At 71.0% G+C, this 16,671-nt stretch carries 17 protein-coding genes and 1 pseudogene; all 18 read right to left on the bottom strand.

The genetic code is table 11. The annotated features are described in order from the left end of the window. Positions 1–13: 13 nt before the first annotated feature. Positions 14–166, bottom strand: a pseudogene (locus ACFWPA_RS09765) (anti-phage BREX system Lon protease BrxL); the annotation flags it as partial. Then, positions 129–1,055, bottom strand: coding sequence for a nucleotidyl transferase AbiEii/AbiGii toxin family protein (locus tag ACFWPA_RS09760; RefSeq protein WP_378506290.1), 927 nt, complete (start codon positions 1,053–1,055; stop codon positions 129–131). The gene ACFWPA_RS09760 and the pseudogene ACFWPA_RS09765, both read right to left, overlap by 38 nt. Continuing rightward, positions 1,052–1,690, bottom strand: coding sequence for a type IV toxin-antitoxin system AbiEi family antitoxin (locus tag ACFWPA_RS09755; RefSeq protein WP_378506289.1), 639 nt, complete (start codon positions 1,688–1,690; stop codon positions 1,052–1,054). Before ACFWPA_RS09755 ends, ACFWPA_RS09760 begins: the two co-directional genes overlap by 4 nt. Before the next feature lie 68 nt (positions 1,691–1,758). Continuing rightward, the gene (locus ACFWPA_RS09750) at positions 1,759–2,070 is read right to left on the bottom strand and encodes a hypothetical protein (RefSeq protein WP_378506288.1); all 312 of its coding nucleotides are present in this window, start codon (positions 2,068–2,070) and stop codon (positions 1,759–1,761) included. Positions 2,071–2,190: 120 nt separating this feature from the next. Then, positions 2,191–2,514: a hypothetical protein gene (locus ACFWPA_RS09745; RefSeq protein WP_378506287.1), complete on the bottom strand. Its 324-nt coding sequence runs from the start codon at positions 2,512–2,514 to the stop codon at positions 2,191–2,193. Beyond that, on the bottom strand, positions 2,511–3,248 hold the full coding sequence (locus ACFWPA_RS09740) for a hypothetical protein (protein WP_378506286.1): 738 nt from the start codon (positions 3,246–3,248) through the stop codon (positions 2,511–2,513). The genes ACFWPA_RS09745 and ACFWPA_RS09740 overlap by 4 nt, the downstream gene beginning before the upstream one ends. A gap of 358 nt (positions 3,249–3,606) precedes the next feature. Further along, on the bottom strand, positions 3,607–5,082 hold the full coding sequence (locus ACFWPA_RS09735; RefSeq protein ID WP_378506285.1) for an RsmB/NOP family class I SAM-dependent RNA methyltransferase: 1,476 nt from the start codon (positions 5,080–5,082) through the stop codon (positions 3,607–3,609). After that, complete coding sequence (fmt, locus tag ACFWPA_RS09730) at positions 5,079–6,017, bottom strand: methionyl-tRNA formyltransferase (protein WP_378506284.1); 939 nt, start codon at positions 6,015–6,017, stop codon at positions 5,079–5,081. Before fmt ends, ACFWPA_RS09735 begins: the two co-directional genes overlap by 4 nt. A 1-nt stretch (position 6,018) precedes the next feature. Next, positions 6,019–6,537: a peptide deformylase gene (gene def / locus ACFWPA_RS09725; protein WP_378506283.1), complete on the bottom strand. Its 519-nt coding sequence runs from the start codon at positions 6,535–6,537 to the stop codon at positions 6,019–6,021. 252 nt (positions 6,538–6,789) lie between these two features. Continuing rightward, positions 6,790–7,830, bottom strand: a complete 1,041-nt coding sequence (locus ACFWPA_RS09720) for an esterase/lipase family protein (RefSeq protein ID WP_378570074.1) — start codon at positions 7,828–7,830, stop codon at positions 6,790–6,792. Between the two features lie 89 nt (positions 7,831–7,919). Beyond that, a complete protein-coding gene (locus ACFWPA_RS09715; protein WP_378506281.1) occupies positions 7,920–8,582 on the bottom strand; it encodes a helix-turn-helix transcriptional regulator in 663 nt (220 codons plus the stop codon). A 333-nt stretch (positions 8,583–8,915) separates the two neighbouring features. Next, positions 8,916–10,616 (bottom strand): alpha/beta hydrolase, encoded by a 1,701-nt coding sequence (locus ACFWPA_RS09710; protein WP_378506280.1) that lies wholly within the window; start codon positions 10,614–10,616, stop codon positions 8,916–8,918. 40 nt (positions 10,617–10,656) lie between these two features. Next, positions 10,657–12,621: a primosomal protein N' gene (locus ACFWPA_RS09705; protein ID WP_378506404.1), complete on the bottom strand. Its 1,965-nt coding sequence runs from the start codon at positions 12,619–12,621 to the stop codon at positions 10,657–10,659. Between the two features lie 122 nt (positions 12,622–12,743). After that, on the bottom strand, positions 12,744–13,958 hold the full coding sequence (metK, locus tag ACFWPA_RS09700) for a methionine adenosyltransferase (protein ID WP_378506279.1): 1,215 nt from the start codon (positions 13,956–13,958) through the stop codon (positions 12,744–12,746). Positions 13,959–14,022: 64 nt separating this feature from the next. After that, complete coding sequence (gene coaBC / locus ACFWPA_RS09695) at positions 14,023–15,324, bottom strand: bifunctional phosphopantothenoylcysteine decarboxylase/phosphopantothenate--cysteine ligase CoaBC (protein WP_378506278.1); 1,302 nt, start codon at positions 15,322–15,324, stop codon at positions 14,023–14,025. A 34-nt stretch (positions 15,325–15,358) separates the two neighbouring features. Continuing rightward, positions 15,359–15,652, bottom strand: coding sequence for a DNA-directed RNA polymerase subunit omega (gene rpoZ, locus ACFWPA_RS09690; RefSeq protein ID WP_378506277.1), 294 nt, complete (start codon positions 15,650–15,652; stop codon positions 15,359–15,361). Positions 15,653–15,712: 60 nt separating this feature from the next. Then, complete coding sequence (gene gmk, locus ACFWPA_RS09685; RefSeq protein WP_378506276.1) at positions 15,713–16,261, bottom strand: guanylate kinase; 549 nt, start codon at positions 16,259–16,261, stop codon at positions 15,713–15,715. Between the two features lie 65 nt (positions 16,262–16,326). Next, complete coding sequence (gene mihF / locus ACFWPA_RS09680; protein WP_378506275.1) at positions 16,327–16,647, bottom strand: integration host factor, actinobacterial type; 321 nt, start codon at positions 16,645–16,647, stop codon at positions 16,327–16,329. Between the last annotated feature and the right edge of the window lie 24 nt (positions 16,648–16,671).

The raw sequence follows: 16,671 nt of genomic DNA, 5'->3' as shown, positions 1-16,671 counted from the left end.
TGGTCGACTTCACCAGTTCGGCTTCGCCGCGGTGCACGTAGTGCTGGGCGAGGATGTTGCGGACGCTTTCGATGCCGGTGTCGATCGTCGCCTCGTCGTCGGTGGCGCAGTACTGGGCGAGGAGGAACTCAAGCACATACCCGGGGACGACGGCGTTTCCCCGCACCCGACCGACGAGATCCTTGCGGACGACGAGTCCGGGGAATTCGGTGTTGGCCTTGGCCTCGAGCGCGGTGAGCCTGGGTGTCGCGGCGGGGGCCTCGTCTACGGTGTCGGCCACGGCTCTCCATCTTCCTGCACGGTTCGGGTTCGGTCACACGCGCCCAGGCAGCGCCGACCGCGATCAGCGCATCGCGCGCGGTCACAGACAGCTGGGTTTGTCCGGCCAGCTGCGCTGTCCAGTCGTTGTCGGTCGGTGGCGTGACGAACAGGTGCCCGCCGGGCGGCTTGCCAGTCGGCCCGTGCTGCCGGTAGAGATCTGCTGCCTCGTCGTCGATGGCTCCGATCCCGGCCAGCGCCCACAGGTTCCACAGATCGCGTGATGCGCGGCGGTCGTGCCAGGTCGCGGTCTTCGACGCGGCGAACGCTGCACGTGTGGGCACCGTCAACTGTGCTGGCGGCGAATCGAGGTAGCGCTGCGCGAGGGCGCGAGTTTCGGCGGGCCACACCGTCCGATCCTTCGACGACAGCAACTGCACCTTGACGGTCAGGCCGCTCGCCGTTCGGAGGTGCGCGGCCGCGGTGTCCCGGACGGTGCCGAGCGCGGGCTCCCAGCTCAACCGTCCGTGCGTGCGCGCCACTGCACGTGGGAGCGCGGCGTCGATCTCGGCGGCCAGTTCGGTGCGGTTGCCGAGAGCGACCAGGTCGATGTCCTCGCTGAGACGACCGTCCACGAGGTGCGTGCGGGCGAGAGCGGTGCCGCCGATGAAGTGGAGCCGGTCCGCGAAACGGTCGGACAGCACCGCGAGGAGATGCGAGATGAGGTGGTCGCGTTCCACCTGTTCCGGCGCAACCCCGAACCGGGCTGCGACAACGTCGCGTTCGTCGATGTTCACGGCCTCTCCCCCGCCCAGATCTCGGCGCGCCGCAGGCTGGCGACCATCCGCTGCTCCCGCGCCAGTTCTTCGAGTCGATCCCGGTCGCTGCGGCGGTAGAGCGTCGCAATGGCGCCGGGAATCTCGGCTTCCGCGTTCCCGAGAAGCGGCCGTCGCGAGAGGTCGAGCACGGTCTGTTCGGGCGTGGTGACCAGGGCCGCACCGAGCGGGGTGCCGATGCGTTCTGCGTCGAGTGCATCGGTGTCACGCTGCACGAATCGAAGGATGGCGGGACGGTCGAGCAACTCGATCGGCCGGTGCCGGTACGGGACAGCGACGACCGCGGCAGCCAGTGCCCGCGGGATTGCACCAAGTAGCCGGGCGGCACTGATGCCCATCACCACTGACCGGTCGGCCCCGTAGATCGTCGACGCGATGCCCGCCGCGGCAGATTCCAGGCCGGGCAGCCACGCACGTCCGACCTGTTCCTGCGGCACGACAATGTAGTAGCCGCGGGCCACCCGATGCAGGACGCCCCTATCCGCGAGCCGGGACAGTTCCGGACGAGGGTGGCGGTAGACGTGGGCGACGTCTTGTGGACGAATCGTGCGCAGTGCAGTCCGCGCCAACTCGGCCGGCAGCGGTGTGCCGCGCATCCGCTCCACCACCCTTCAGTACACGTTTCGTAGGCTCCTACCCTACGAAACGCGTACTGAATCAGCAATCAGAGCGGGTCGAAGAACCCGTCGAATCCGCGCTGCAGGGATACCGTGGTGTGCCGGTACTCGGTGCGGGTGCCGTTGGTGAGTTCGTCGGCGCGGATGTGGACGGACTTGCCGTTGTAGCGTTCGGCGGCCTCGCTGAGCACGAGTTCGACGGTGTAGCTCCGGTCCCGGATATCCTCGGCGGCGTTGTCCACGACGACGGTCCGCTCCCCCGACAGCGGAGTCCCGTCGTCGGCGTACACGCCGACGACGGGGGTTCGGGCGCGCCGTTTCCCGGTGACGACCTCGCGCTGCAGCAGGGTGACGAGCACGGTGCTGGAGGTGATGGTGGGGCTGCTGACGTTTGACGTCGACGGTGGGGACCGACATCACCTTCACAGGGCCCTACGCTGTCAGCGCTGCGCGGGGTGCTCAATTTCATTCGCATGTGCTCAGACCATCTCGTAATCCCCGTGCTCGTTGAAGCGAAGTTGCTTGTGATGCGCTGCGAAACCTGCAGCGTCGCACGAGTGTAGGAAAGACAGCTTCTCGTACATGGCGTCGTACTCATCCCAGAGGGAGTTCGCAACAAACTTCAGCCTTCGCGCACCTTTCAGTCGGGCGGAGATCTTCCATCCGGCCAGAACGCTGGTCCAGTGCTCCGTGGACACATCACCGCGGACATAGAAAGTGGCATTCCGTCCAGCGATGAAGCTGATCGCGATGGCATCCTCGACAAACCCCGAGACGATCGGTCGACGTACCACGAGAATCACGTAGCTCTCGTCAATGCTCGAACCAGAACTGTCGATGCCGTCCGGACCCTCGAAGACCCTCGCGCATAGTGGCAGTTCTCGGAACCGAACTCTGCTTCCAACTGTTCGAGGACGTTCAGCCGCTCATCGTCGATTTCGATGAGTGAGCCACCGACATGCATGACGCCATCGCCATCCAGCAGCTCATCAAGGTCTACGTCGGTTGTGAACTTCCTGGCGATCGCCCCTCCACCGTTCGCGCCGATACTCGCCGTGGGCCGCGTAGGCGGATCGAATCGACCGAGAAAATCCAGCTCGCCGTCCAGAATCGCGTCCATCATCTCGATGAGCTCGTCGTTTCTCCGTTTCTGGGTCGACCTGTAGTAATGGCGTACCGACGCCGCTGCCCATTCTTGCCGCTGAATCTGAGGAGACCATAGCCGGGCCAACCGCCCGCCACCCGACGTTCGAAGCTCGCGATTGATCAGGGTACGACTCTTCTCGACCGCGGCGACCCCGGACACGAGCGACAGAACAAGCAGTTCGTCGAGAAGATGTCCAGCATTCTGCTCGCCCGGCTCGCCGCTACCAGGAAACGACCGGTCCCACATGAACTCACACGACAATGTCACGTACTGAGCCGATGCAACGTGCCTGTACTTCAGTGACCGCGGTCCGTTGTGGTGTGGTACCGCATCGAACCGACCCTTCATGTCACCTAGCGGCAGCTTCGCCGCCGTGACAACGCGGGCCATATCAGCCAACTAATGCTGCGACGGTGAAGCCCAAGGAAACTCGCTCGAACATGATTCCCCGACAGCCAACTTGTACTTCAAGTACGTGTTTCGACTCGGATCACCAATTCCGAAGAATCGATCGAGTCGATCCAGCTGTTCTCGGTCGCCCACCTTCTCCCGAAGCTGCGGCACATCGAACGTCACCAAGGCCGACCGAAGATCAAACGATTCCACCGCACCACCATTCGCGCTCATCAAATTTGGAGGGAGCGTACTGGCAGCAGACACTCTGCGGTCGTTGTGGTCCCGTCGAACGGGCGGTTATCGGGATCGCCTCTCGGCCGATGCCCCGACAACCGCCCGTTCGACGAGCGCGCTACTCCACTGGCTTGCGCAGCGCCGCCATGAACATTGCGTCGGTGCCGTGCCGGTGCGGCCACAGCTGCACGCCGGGGCCGGCGCCCACACCGGGGACGCCGGGGACCAGCTCGCGGGTGTCGAGCTGCTCGACCCCGTGCCTGCGGACGGCGTCGGCGACCACCGACACCGTCTCCGACAGGTGCGGCGAGCAGGTGGAGTACAGCACGACGCCGCCGGGGCGCAGCAGCCCGATCGCCGACGCCAGCAGCTGCCGTTGCAGCGCAACGAGTTCGGACACGTCGGACGGCTTGCGGCGCCAGCGGGCCTCGGGCCGGCGGCGCAGCGCGCCGAGGCCGGTGCACGGCGCGTCGACGAGGATCCGGTCGAAGCCCGGCGTCAGGCCGGGGTCGCGGCCGTCGCCGACGTGCACGTCGACCGGCAGTCCCCTGGTGGTCTTGCGGACCAGGTCGGCGCGGTGCTCGGCCGGTTCGACGGCGTCGACGCGGAAGCCCTCGATGTCGGCGAGCGCACCGAGCAGCGCCGCCTTGCCGCCGGGTCCGGCGCACAGGTCCAGCCAGCGACCCCGGTCCTCGCCGACGACCGGCGCCAACGTGAGTGCGCGGGCGACGAGCTGGCTGCCCTCGTCCTGCACGGCGGCCAGACCCTCGCGGACCGGCTCGAGCAGGCCGGGGTCGCCGCCGTCGAGGTGCACCGCGTACGGCGAGTACGGGCCCTGCTCGCCGCCGGTGATCAGCGCCAATTCCTCCGCGGAGATCTCCCCGGGCCGGGCGACCAGATGTACGACGGGGCGGGCGTCGTCGGCGGCGAGGACCGCCTCCACCTCACCGGCGTCGGCGCCGAGCGCGTCGGCGAACGCCTGCGCGATCCACACCGGGTGCGCGTGCCGGAACGCCAGGTGCCCGACCGGGTCCCGCACCGGGTCGGGGCCGAGCTGCTCGACCCACTGTTCCTCGGTCTTCTCCGCCACCCGCCGCAGCACGGCGTTGACGAAACCGGCGCGGCCCTGGCCGAATTCGGTGCGGACCAGGTCGACGGAGGTGTCGACGGCGGCGTGCGAGCCGATCCGGGTGCGCAGCAACTGGTAGGCGCCGAGCCTCAGCACGTCGAGCAGCGGCCCGTCGATCTCGTCGACGGGGCGGCCCGCGCCAGCGGCGATCACCGCATCCAGGAGGCCCTGCGCGCGGCACGCACCGTAGGTCAGCTCGGTGGCCAGTGCGGCGTCGCGGCCGTCGATGCCGCGCTCGCGCAGCAGCGCGGGCAGCACCAGGTTGGCGTAGGCGTCGCGTTCCCGGACGGCGCGCAGCACGTCGCGGGCCGCGAGCCGGGCCGGGTCGATGCCCGCCCCATCGGGCCGCTTCGCCTGCCGGGGCCGGGTGTTGGGTCGCCTGCCGTTCTGATTGCCGCTGCGGCTGGCGCCATCGTTTCGGGGCCCGCCACGGTTGCCGCGGGAGGGACGTCGGGAGTCGGTCACTGTGCACGCACCTCGGGGTCGAGGCGCGCGCCGCGCGCCCAGTCTGCTGCCGCCATGAGCTTCTTTCCTTGGGGCTGAACCTGACTCAGCCGCACCGGCACGGTTCCGGTGCCGAGGTAACAACCGTCCTTGCGGACCAGCACCTGCCCCGGCTCCAGCGGCTCGGGCAGCAGGTCCGCGGCGACCGGCGTCACCGGCGCGACCTTGAGCCGCAGCTCCCCCACCGTCGTCCAGGCGCCGGGTGCCGGGGTGACGGAGCGCACCCGCCGGTCCACGACCGCGGCGGGCAGCGTCCAGTCGATCCGCGCCGAATCGACCGTCACCTTCGGCGCGTGGGACACCCCGTCGACCGGCTGCGGCACCGCGGTCAGCGTGCCGTCCTCGATGCCGTCGAGCACCTGCTCGAGCAGGATCGCGCCGCTGTCGGCGAGCCTGCCGAGCAGGTCTCCCGCGGTGTCGGCGTCGCGGATGCGTTCGGTCATCACCCCGAACACCGGCCCGGTGTCGAGGCCCTCCTCCAGCTGGAAGGCGCTGGCGCCGGTCATGTCGTCGCCCGCGGCGATCGACGCCTGCACCGGCGCCGCACCGCGCCAGGCGGGCAGCAGCGAGAAATGCAGGTTCACCCAACCGTGCTTCGGGACGTCGAGCACCGGCCGCGGCAGCAGCGCGCCGTACGCGACGACGGGCGCACAGTCCGGGGCGAGTTCGGCGAGCCGGGCAAGGAAGTCGGGGTCGGAGGCGCGGGTCGGGGTGAGCACCTCGACTCCGTGCTCGTCGGCGAGCAGCCCGACGGGTGAGCGGGTGACCTTGCGACCGCGGCCTGCGACGGCGTCGGGCCGGGTGATCACGGCGACCACCTCGTGCCGCGGCGAGGCGAGCAGCCGGGCGAGGGACGGGACGGCGGGGTCGGGGGTGCCCGCGAAGACGATGCGCATGTCAGTTGCCCGCCACCGCGATCGCGGCGCCGAACCAGTCGGATTCGCGGATGGTCCGCATCGCCGACTTGCGGTCCTCGGGGTCCATCCGGGTCATGAACATGACCCCGTCGAGGTGATCGGTCTCGTGCTGCACGCAGCGGGCCATGATGTCGCTGCACTCGAACGACACCGGCTCGCCGTGGACGTCGACGCCCGCGACGCGGACGGTCGTCGCGCGTCGGACGTCGCCGCGCACGTCCGGGACGGACAGGCAGCCCTCGCTGCCGATCTGCTCCTCGCCGCCGATCACCTCGTAGGTGGGGTTGACGACGTGCCCGAACATGCCGCCGCAGTCATAGGCGAACACCCGCAGCGACACGCCGATCTGCGGGGCCGCAATCCCGGCACCGCCGCGATCGCGCATCGTGTCGACGAGGTCGGTGACCAGCTGCTCCAGTTCCCCGTCGAAGGCGGTCACCTCGTCCGCTCGGGTCCGGAGGACGGGGTCGCCGAACAGGCGAACGGGCTGGACTGTCACGGGGCTGCTCCCAGGAAGATCGGTGCGGTGTCGTCGTCCAGTCTAGGGATGCGCGCCGTCTCGTTCCGCCCGCCCGGCGCGGCGACACCGCCCCGTGTGCACACACCCGTTCGCGCACGCACCCGGGTACTGCACGCACAACTCCCGTGTGCACGCCGCAAAGGGTGTGTGCACACGGGAATTGGCGGGGGCGGGCAGGGGGCGGCGCACGGGTGCGGGTGCGGCGGGTGGGTGCCGGGGGCAGCGCGACGCTCAGCGGCCGATCATCCCGGCCATCCCGGTCCCGAGCGGCACCGGTCTGCATGTCGGGGCTGGCGCGGTCGGATCGAGCGCCTGCTCGACGAGGCCGAGCGTGTAGGGGTCGTAGGGCATGTTCATGTGGCCGGTCTTGTTCTGCGGGCACCGGTCCTGGATCAGGATGTTGTCCGCGCCGGGGCCGCGGAGCGCGATGTTGGTGTACGGCTGGATCATCTCGTCGTAGCGGGTCCCGATCGTGGTGTACCGCACGCCGGGAACGGTGTCCGACGGCGCGTTCAGCTCGGTCAGGAAGTCCGACCCCTGCGCCTGCTGTTCGACCGCGGTGGTCGTGAACAGGCTCACCACCGCCCTGCCGCCGGGGACCGCGTCCGCGATCGGGACGAGTCCGTAGAAGACGCCGCCGTAACTCGGGGACGCCATCCCGACCCAGCGGTCGACGACGGCGGCCCCGCCGAGCTTGTTGACGAAGTGACGGGTGACGGTCGCGCCCTGGGAGAAACCGACGAGGTCCACCTTCGGCGCGCCGGACGACTCCCGCACCCGGCGCACGAAGTCCGCGACCTGCTCCGCGCTGGCGACCATGTCCTCGGTGCCGAAGTTGCCGGGGTGCTCGGTGCCGACCGAGCCGGTGCCGCCGCTGCCCGCGTCGCCGTCACCGCTGTCGGGGGCTCCGCCGTAGTTGACGGCGAACACGCAGTACCCGGCCACGCGCAGCCGCGGGGCGAGGGCCGCCCAGTCCGAGTAGGCGTTCGAGTCGCTGCCGTGCGCGAGGATCACCGGGTTGGGGTGGGCGGCCGACGGAACGCAGGCGACGTCGTTGGCGCCGGGCGGGGCGCTGCCGGGGTGCGCGTCGGCGTAGTCCGCGGCGGCGGCGTGGGTGCTCTGGGCCGGCCCGGGGAGGGTCGGGGTCTCCGATACCGACCCCGCCGCCGCTGCGCTGCCGAGGTCGGGTGCGGCCGACGCGACACCGGGCCACAGTCCGACGGTTGCCGCGCACGCCGCAGCGGCCACCAACGCACGTCTGTTCATCGTCATCCTCCCGCGAGCACCGAACCGGTCCATCTTCGCCCCTCGCCGCCGGATCGGTCACGAATCGGCCGGATTCGGCGAACCGTCCGGTTCGTCTACTCGTCGGCGCCGGGGGCATCCGCCGGCGATGCGGTGTGATCGTCGGCGAGGATGCGGTAGAGCGCGCGGCGTGCCTCGGTGAGTACCTCTCCCGCCGCCGTCGCCTGTGCGGCCGTTCCCGCGGCGGCGACCTGACGCACCGCGCCGGTCAGCTGGGTGAGCAGGCCGCGCAGTTCCCGCGCCGGTTGGCCGACGGCCGAGCTGATCTCCTCCCAGGGGTTCCCGAGGTCACCGCGATGCTCCTCGAGATACGCTGCGCCCGCCTCGGTGAGCTTGGCGGTCTTGCGACCGGCCACCTTCTCGATCAGGACGAGGCCCTCGTCCTCGAGTTGCGCCAGCGCCGGGTAGATCGACCCGGGACTCGGCTTCCATGCGCCGCCGGAGCGTTCGGCGATCCGCTGGATCAGCTCGTAGCCGTGCACGGGTTCCTCGCCGAGCAGCAGCAGGATCGCCGCGCGGACGTCGCCGCGGCGACCGCGACCACCACGGCCGCGCCCGCGTCCGACGGGGCCACCCGGCTCGCCCAGCGGTCCGCGGCGCCGACCGGGGACGAAGTCGCCCCGCGGCACGAAACGCCCGCGCGGCCCGTAGTCACCCCGCGGCCCGTAATCACCGCGCGGCCCGTAGTCACCGCGGGGGCCGTAGTCGCCCCCCTGCATGAATCCACCTGTGCCGGAGCCGGACTCGCCGGGCCCGAACCCACCGCCAACCGGTTCGCCATGACCACGACGGCCGTCGCGACCGATGCGACCGGGCCTGCGACTCCGCCCCCGGCGATCGAAGTCTCGTTGGAAGTTCTCCATGATGCCTGTCCTCTCATTGGCGGACCGCGGGGCATACATTCGCCTCGACCGCGATCCATCTCGACCCACTCGACGATATATCGACAATAGGTCTACGGCAACCCCCAAGCGACAGAACTCCCGCTTCGACGAAGGGTGCGGGCGATGGCACCCCGGACGGGGCGGACCGGGCGGGGCGGACGGGGCGGGTCAGTCCCCGCTCAGCACCGCCCGCACCCGATCCGTGTCCGCCTGCGACCACCCGTCGGTCGGCAGGATCCGGGCCCACATGTCCACGGCGTCCGCCCCGTAGGCGTGGCCGTGCCCCGCGGGCACGTCGGCCGAGAACACCATGTCCAGGGTGACCTGCCAGAAGGTGACCAGCGGCAACCAGCGGATGTTCGGGTCGACATCCCGGCCGCGGGGCTCGGTGAGCCAGTCCGGCTCGGTGAACAGCAGCGACGGCGACCACCACACGATCGGATCGCTCGCATGCTGCCAGTAGACGGTGCGCCGCGGACCCCATGCGGTGCCGAGATCGAGGTCCTGCGGATCCGACGCGAATCGGACCGCGCGGCCGTCGTCGACGACCGGCAGGATCTCGCGGGAACCTGGGTCGCGGTCGGCGGTCACCTCCCGCCACTGCGGCGTGAAATTCGGGGTCCCCACCCACAGCGCGCCGTCGACCCGGGTCGCCATGTCCTGGTAGCCGGCGAAGGCATTCTGGCCTCCGTAGGCGCCGAGGCTCTCGCCGAAGACGACCAGCTTCGGCCGCGTGTCGACGGGCAGGTCGATCCAGCGCGCGAACACGGCGTTGAACAGCGCCCGCCCGGCGACCTGCGGCGTCTGCCGGTCCGCGATGAAGGCCAACGGACTCGGCAGGAACGAGTACTGCATCGACGCGATCGCGGTGTCGCCGCCCTCGAGGTACTCGAGCGATGACGCAACGTTCTGGTTCACCCAGCCCCGGCCGGTGGTGGTGTTGACGGCGAGGACCTTCCGGTCCCACGCGTGTGTTCGATCGAGTTCGGCGATCACCAGGTCGGCGACCCCGGCCACCGATTCGGCGGATTCCCGGCCCGCGTAGACGCGGATCGGCTCGAGTGCTGGCCTGCCGGTGACCGCGGTGATCGCGGCGGCGTCGGGTCCGCGGCCGACGAAGGTCCGCCCCTCCTGGCCGAGTGTGGACCAGGCCTGGGCCGAGGCGGGCGACCCGCTGCGCTCCGGCGCCACCGGCTGGTCGACGCCTGCCGCGGTGTCGGTGTCCGCACCGGAGAAACTCCAGTTGGCGAACGCGATCAGGCCGTTGTAGAGGGCGCCGTTGACCAGCAGGACACCGAGCACGATTGCTGCGGCCAGCCCGGCAACGTTCGCGGCGGGCCGGGGCACGAACCGGCGCGCGAAGGCACTGCACCGGCGGGTGCCGGAGCGGATGCCCCGCGCCGCCGACAGCAGCACGAACCACACCGCGACCGCGATCACGAACACCAGCAGCACGTTCGCCTGATGGGTCCGCGGGACGGAGACCAGGTCGCGGACGTAGTTTTGCCACACCCCGCCGAGCACGAGCAGTACCGGAACGAGGATCGCGGCCGACGCGGCGAGCAGCCACCAGCCGATCCGGCGGGTCCGCGCCGACCAGGTCGGGGTGACGCCGCACGCCCGCACCAGCCAGGCGGCAAGGCAGCCCAATCCGTACCCGAGCGCGATCGAGATGCCAGTCGCCAGCCCCTGCAGATACCAGGCCCGCGGCAGCAGCGACGGACTCATCGACCAGGTGAAGAACAGCAGGGCCACCGCGAGGCCGACCGGGTGCAGGCGGCGTGCATAGCGGCGCAGCCGGGCGCGCAGGCCACCGGTCGGGGGCGCGGCGGCGTCGGCGGGGTCGTCACGCTCAAGCAGGGCGGTCATGGCTGCACACAGTAGCGGTGCGGCCTCCTTCTGCCTGCGATCAGCCGATGCGCAGCGGGTCGATCTGCACCCGCACCGAGCCCGATTCCCGGCGCGCGCCGCGGGCCGACTGCGCCTGCGCCAGCGCACGCGCCAACGCCCCGCCCGCACCGCGCGGCACCCGCAGCAGCATCCGCTCAACCTCGTCGGGCTCGGGATCATCCCCAGCGAACGGCAACCGCTCGCCCGGCGGCAGCGGGACCGGGCCGAGCAGCTCCACCCCGTCCGGCAACGCGGCCGCCGCGAGCAGCGACTCCACGGCCGCGTGCCCGCCGTCGACCGCGGCCATGTGCACGGTCGGCGGAAAGCGAACCTCGGCCCGCTGTTCCAGCTGGGCCCGCGCCGCGCCGACCGGGTCCCACCGCACCAGCGCCTGCACCACCGGGATGGACGCGTCCGCGACGACCACGACCCTCCCGCCGTCGGACGCGGACCGCACCAGCGCACCGGCGGTCATCCACCTCCGCAGGGTCTCCTCCTCGGCCCGCAGGTCCGCGCGGCCGAGCAGCGCCCACCCGTCGAGCAGCAGCGCCGCACCGTAGCCCCCCGGCATCACCGGCTCGGCGCCGACAGTCGAGACCACCAGGGCGGCACCGGGTTTCACGCTCGTCAGCACCTCACCCCCACCGGAGGTGCGGACCGGAACACCCGGGAACGCCCGGCCCAGTTCCTCCGCGGTCCGGCCCGCACCGACGACCACCGCCCGCAGCTGCCGGGATCCGCACGCCCCGCACCGGTGGGTGGCGTCGGCGACGCCGCACCACCGGCAGCCGGGGGTGCCCGCACCGTCCGGGCCTGCCGCGGCGGGCAGCGCCAGCGGGCCGTTGCAGTGCCGGCATCGGGCAGGGGCGCGACACTTCCCGCAGGCCAGCGACGGCACGTAGCCGCGGCGCGGAACCTGCACCAGCACACCGGAATCCGCTGCCAAGGCGTCCCTGGCCGCGGCGAAGGCGATCGCGGGCAGGCGCGCCGCCCGCGCGCCGGGGTCACGTTCGAGGGCATGGTCACTGTCGGCGAGCGCGACCACGTGCGGGGCGCGGGCCCGGACGACGGCGCGGTCGGCGACGAGGTCGTTGGCCCACCCGGAGTCGACGAGGGCCTGCGCCTCCACGGTCCGCGAGTGCGCGCCGACCACCACGGCGCAGCCGGCGGAGTGCGCGCGCAGCAGCGCCACCTCGCGCGCGTGCGGGTACGGGGCGCGGGGTTCGGAGTGCAGATCGTCTCCGTCATCCCAGATCACGATCAGGCCGAGGTCGGGCACCGGCGCGAACACCGCGCTGCGGGTGCCCACCACCACCCGGCCGGTGCCCCGCAACGCCGCCAGCCACCGGCGGTACCGCACTGCTGGCCCGAGACCGGCGGCGAGGGGCACCACCGGACCGTCACCGAGCACGTCGACGCACGCCGTCGCGACCCGGTCGAGGTCCTTCTGGTCGGGCACCACGAGCACCACCGACCGGCCCGCCCTGGCGACGACGGCGGCGAGTTCGGCGAGCCTGCGCGGCCAGTTCTCCCCCGGCGTCGCCTGCCAGACCGCCCGCGGACCCCGCCGCGCCGCCAGCGCGGCGAGGAAGCTCTCCCCGTGCCGGTACACCGCCCACGGCGCCGTGTGCACCGGCCCCTCGGGCAGCGGCGCCCGCTCCGGGACCGGTTCGCCCTCGACCCGCGCGTGCCGCGGCGGCACCGCCAGCCGCAGCACGTCCGGGCGGGTCCCCGCGTAGCGGGCGGCGACCGCGTCGACGAGCCGCCCGATCTCCGGGGTGAGCACCGGTTCGGCCGACACCACCCGGTCCAGCCACCCCAGCTTCCCCGGATGCTCGCTGGCCGCGATCCGGTCAAGGAGGAAGCCGTCCACCAGGCGGCCCGCGAAGCGGACCCGGACCCGGACACCCGGCCGGGCCTGCTCGTCCAGTTCGATCGGGATCAGGTAGTCGAACACCCGGTCCAGGTGCGGCAGCGGCAGCATCGGCAGCACCCGCGCGACCGGCAGCGTCGTGGCCGGTTCGCGCTCCGCGGTCACCCGTCCCACCGGCACGAACGACGCGAGCCGCCCACCGACAGCGGTGGGCGGCTCGGATCAGCAGTCATCTACAGACCGGCGGCCGCGCGCAGCTTCTCGGCGCGGTCGGTGTGCTCCCACGGCAGGTCGACGTCGGTGCGGCCGAAGTGGCCGTACGCCGCGGTCTGCGCGTAGATCGGGCGCAGCAGGTCCAGGTCGCGGATGATCGCGCCGGGCCGCAGGTCGAAGATCTCCGAGATCGCGGACTGGATGCGGGCCGGGTCGGTCTTCTCGGTGCCGAAGGTCTCGACGAACAGCCCGACCGGGGCCGCCTTGCCGATCGCGTACGCGACCTGCACCTCGATCCGGTCCGCGAGGCCCGCCGCGACCGCGTTCTTCGCGACCCAGCGCATCGCGTACGCGGCGGAGCGGTCGACCTTCGACGGGTCCTTGCCGGAGAACGCGCCGCCACCGTGGCGGGCCATGCCGCCGTAGGTGTCGACGATGATCTTGCGGCCGGTCAGGCCCGCGTCACCCATCGGGCCGCCGAGGACGAACTTGCCGGTCGGGTTGACCAGCAGGCGGACCTCGGAGGTGTCCAGGGACGGCACGTCGATCTCGGCGAGCACCGACCCGAGCACCTTCTCGCGGATGTCCGGGGTGAGCAGGTTGTCGAGGTCGATGTCGGCGGCGTGCTGGGTGGACACGACGACCGTGTCAAGCCGGACCGCCCGGTCGCCGTCGTACTCGATGGTGACCTGGGTCTTGCCGTCCGGCCGCAGGTACGGGAGGACACCGGTCTTGCGGACCTCGGTCAGCCTGCGCGAGAGCCGGTGCGCGAGCGCGATCGGCAGCGGCATCAGTTCGGGGGTGTCGGTGCAGGCGTAGCCGAACATCAGGCCCTGGTCGCCCGCGCCCTGACGGTCGATGTCGTCGTCGGAGCTGCCCTCGACACGGGCCTCGTGCGAGTGGTCGACGCCCTGCGCGATCTCCGGCGACTGCGCGCCGATCGCGATGTTCACACCGCAGGAGTTGCCGTCGAATCCCTTGGCGGACGAGTCGTACCCGATCTCGAGCACCTTGTCGCGCACGATCTTCGGGATGTCGGCGTACGCGGAGGTGGTGACCTCGCCCGCGACGTGCACCTGCCCGGTCGTGACCAGCGTCTCGACGGCGACGCGGCTGCGCGGATCCTGGGCAAGCAGTGCGTCGAGGACGGAGTCGCTGATCGCGTCACAGATCTTGTCCGGATGACCCTCGGTCACGGACTCACTGGTGAATAGCCGACTTCCGGACTTGCTCACAGATCTCCCTCTCACCAACTGACAAATGGTCGTCAAAATACTGACACGTGTTCCGCCCCCGACCCTACTGCCTGGTGGGCAGCAGCGCCGCCACCGCGTCGAGGACCCGGCTGGCCATCAGCGCCTTCGACCCGTGCGCGAGCGCGCGCTCGGCGCCGTCGGCGGCGAGCAGCCACCCGTCGTTGCTGTCCACCTCGAAGGCCTTCCCGTCCCCGACCGCGTTCACGACGAGCAGGTCACAGCCCTTGCGGGCCAGCTTGGACCGGGCGTGATCGAGGACGTCGCCGTTGGCGTCACCGGTCTCCGCCGCGAACCCGACGATCCGGGTCGTCGCTGGCACCGCACCGTCCCGGCGGGCCTGCACCAGCCCGGCGAGGATGTCGTCGTTGCGGGTCAGGCCGATGGTGTCGGGTTCGTCGGCGCCCTTCTTGATCTTCGCGGTCGCGACGGTCGCGGGCCGGAAATCGGCGACCGCCGCGGCCATCACCACCGCGTCCGCGGTGGGCGCGACACCGTCGGCGGCGCCGACCCCGGCAGCCCTGTCGACGGCGACCTTCATCTCCTGCGCGGTCTTCACCCGGATCACGTCGACCGCGGCGGGGTCGGCCAGGTCGGCGGTGTACCCGGCGATCAGCGTCACCCGCGCGCCGCGCTGGGCGGCGAGCCGCGCGATCGCGTAGCCCTGCTTGCCGGAACTGCGGTTGCCGAGGAAGCGGACCGGGTCGAGGGGCTCGCGGGTGCCGCCCGCGGACACCACGATCCGCCGTCCCTCAAGGTCGCGCGGCAGCCCGTCCGGCCGCTCCAGCAGCAGGTTCGCGAGCGCGACGATCTCGTCGGGGTCGGGCAGCCTGCCCGCGCCGGTGTCCTTGCCGGTGAGCCGCCCGGAGGCCGGTTCGATCACCACGGTCCCGCGGGACCGGAGGGTGGCGACGTTGTCGACGGTCGCGGGGTGCTCCCACATCTCGGTGTGCATCGCCGGGGCGAACACCACCGGGCAGCGGGCGGTGAGCAGGGTCCCGGTGAGCAGGTCGTCGGCGCGGCCGTGCGCGGCGCGGGCCATCAGGTCCGCGGTGGCGGGCGCGATGACCACCAGGTCGGCCTCCTGACCGAGTCGCACGTGCGGCACCTGCGGCACGTCGTCGAACACCCCGGTGTCGACCCGGTTCCCGGACAGGGCCTCGAAGGTGGCGCGGCCGACGAACTCGAGCGCCGACTCGGTCGGGACCACCCGAACGTGATGGCCTGCCTCGGTGAAGCTGCGGATGATCGAACAGGCCTTGTATGCGGCGATACCGCCGCCCACCCCGACGACGATGCGTCGTGGTGAACCGGCGGTATCGGAATGCGAATCCGTCACGGACGTCACAGTATCCGTTCGGCGACGCCAGGACGGGAGCGGGTCACTCGCCTTCGGTGTGCTCGAGCAGGTCGGAGTGGATCTCGCGCATCGCGATGGACAGCGGCTTCTCCTGCAGACCCGGCTCGACCAGCGGGCCGACGTACTCGAGGATGCCGTCGCCGAGCTGGTTGTAGTAGTCGTTGATCTGTCGGGCCCGCTTGGCCGCGTAGATCACCAGGGCGTACTTCGAGGAGGTGCGCTCGAGCAGCTCGTCGATCGGCGGGTTGGTGATGCCGAGCGGGGTGTCGTAGGCCGGGATGCCGTGGCGGTCGGTCGCGACGGTGGTTGCGCTCACTGGGTCTCCTGTGGTGCGGATTCGGTGGTGCGAAGAAGGTTGAGATCAGCGGAATCGGTGTTACTGCGTGGTACCGACCAACAAGGATACCAACTCCTCGCACGCACGGTCGACGTCGTGGTTGACGATGACTTCGTCGAACTCGTCCTTGGCGTCGAGTTCGACGCGCGCGGTCTCAAGCCGTCGGGCGATCTTCTCCTCGGATTCGGTCCCGCGGCCGGTCAGCCGCGCGACCAGTTCCTCCCAGCTCGGCGGCGCCATGAACACCAGCACCGCCTCGGGCATCGCGGCCCGGACGGCGCGGGCACCGGCAAGGTCGACCTCGACGAGCACCGGATGTCCGGCCGCCAGCGCGGCCTGCACGGGCGCGGCGGGAGTGCCGGACCGTTGCAGTCCGCCATGGATCTCGGCCCATTCGAGCAGTTCGCCCGCGGCGATCATCCGCTCGAACTCGGCCGCGGTGACGAACCGGTAGTCGCGTCCGTCCACCTCGCCGGGGCGGGGGTCTCTTGTCGTTGCAGACACGCTGAAAACCAGGTCGGGAAGCCGGTCGTGCAGCTTGCGCACGACACTCGACTTGCCGACGGCGGAGGGGCCGGCCAGTACCACCAGCCGGCCCCTCCGCACTGCGTTCTCGCGGTCTGACACGTTGTGTGCGTCAGCCACCTGTGAACTCAGGCCTCGAAATCGAACCTGGTCAGCAGGGCCTTGCGCTGACGATCGCCGAGGCCACGCAGGCGGCGGGTCGGGGCGATCTCCAGCTCGGTCATGATCTCCTGCGCCTTGACCTTGCCCACCTTGGGCAGGGCCTCGAGCAGGGCCGAGACCTTCATCTTGCCGAGGATCTCGTCGTCTTCGGCATCCTTGAGGACCTGCTTGAGGTCGGTGCCGCCGCGCTTGAGGCGCTCCTTGAGCTCAGCCCGGGCCTTACGGGCGGCAGCTGCCTTCTCCAAAGCAGCAGCACGCTGCTCGTCGGTCAACTGGGGAAGGGCCACGGTTCCTCCGTCTCGTCGTGTGCA

The organism is Rhodococcus sp. NPDC058505 (assembly GCF_042720095.1).
GTDB lineage: Bacteria > Actinomycetota > Actinomycetes > Mycobacteriales > Mycobacteriaceae > Rhodococcus_G.
The sequence above is the reverse complement of the archived record's forward strand: the minus strand, read 5'-3'. Positions and strand labels throughout refer to the sequence as shown.

Bases quoted from the DNA above. Each gene is read 5' to 3' on its own strand.
- ACFWPA_RS09755 (WP_378506289.1), bottom strand. From the start codon at position 1,690: ATGCGCGGCACACCGCTGCCGGCCGAGTTGGCGCGGACTGCACTGCGC.
- ACFWPA_RS09715 (WP_378506281.1), bottom strand. From the start codon at position 8,582: ATGCAGGGGGGCGACTACGGCCCCCGCGGTGACTACGGGCCGCGCGGT.
- ACFWPA_RS09710 (WP_378506280.1), bottom strand. From the start codon at position 10,616: ATGACCGCCCTGCTTGAGCGTGACGACCCCGCCGACGCCGCCGCGCCC.
- ACFWPA_RS09720 (WP_378570074.1), bottom strand. From the start codon at position 7,830: ATGACGATGAACAGACGTGCGTTGGTGGCCGCTGCGGCGTGCGCGGCA.
- fmt (WP_378506284.1), bottom strand. From the start codon at position 6,017: ATGCGCATCGTCTTCGCGGGCACCCCCGACCCCGCCGTCCCGTCCCTC.
- ACFWPA_RS09740 (WP_378506286.1), bottom strand. From the start codon at position 3,248: ATGGCCCGCGTTGTCACGGCGGCGAAGCTGCCGCTAGGTGACATGAAG.
- ACFWPA_RS09705 (WP_378506404.1), bottom strand. From the start codon at position 12,621: ATGCTGCCGCTGCCGCACCTGGACCGGGTGTTCGACTACCTGATCCCG.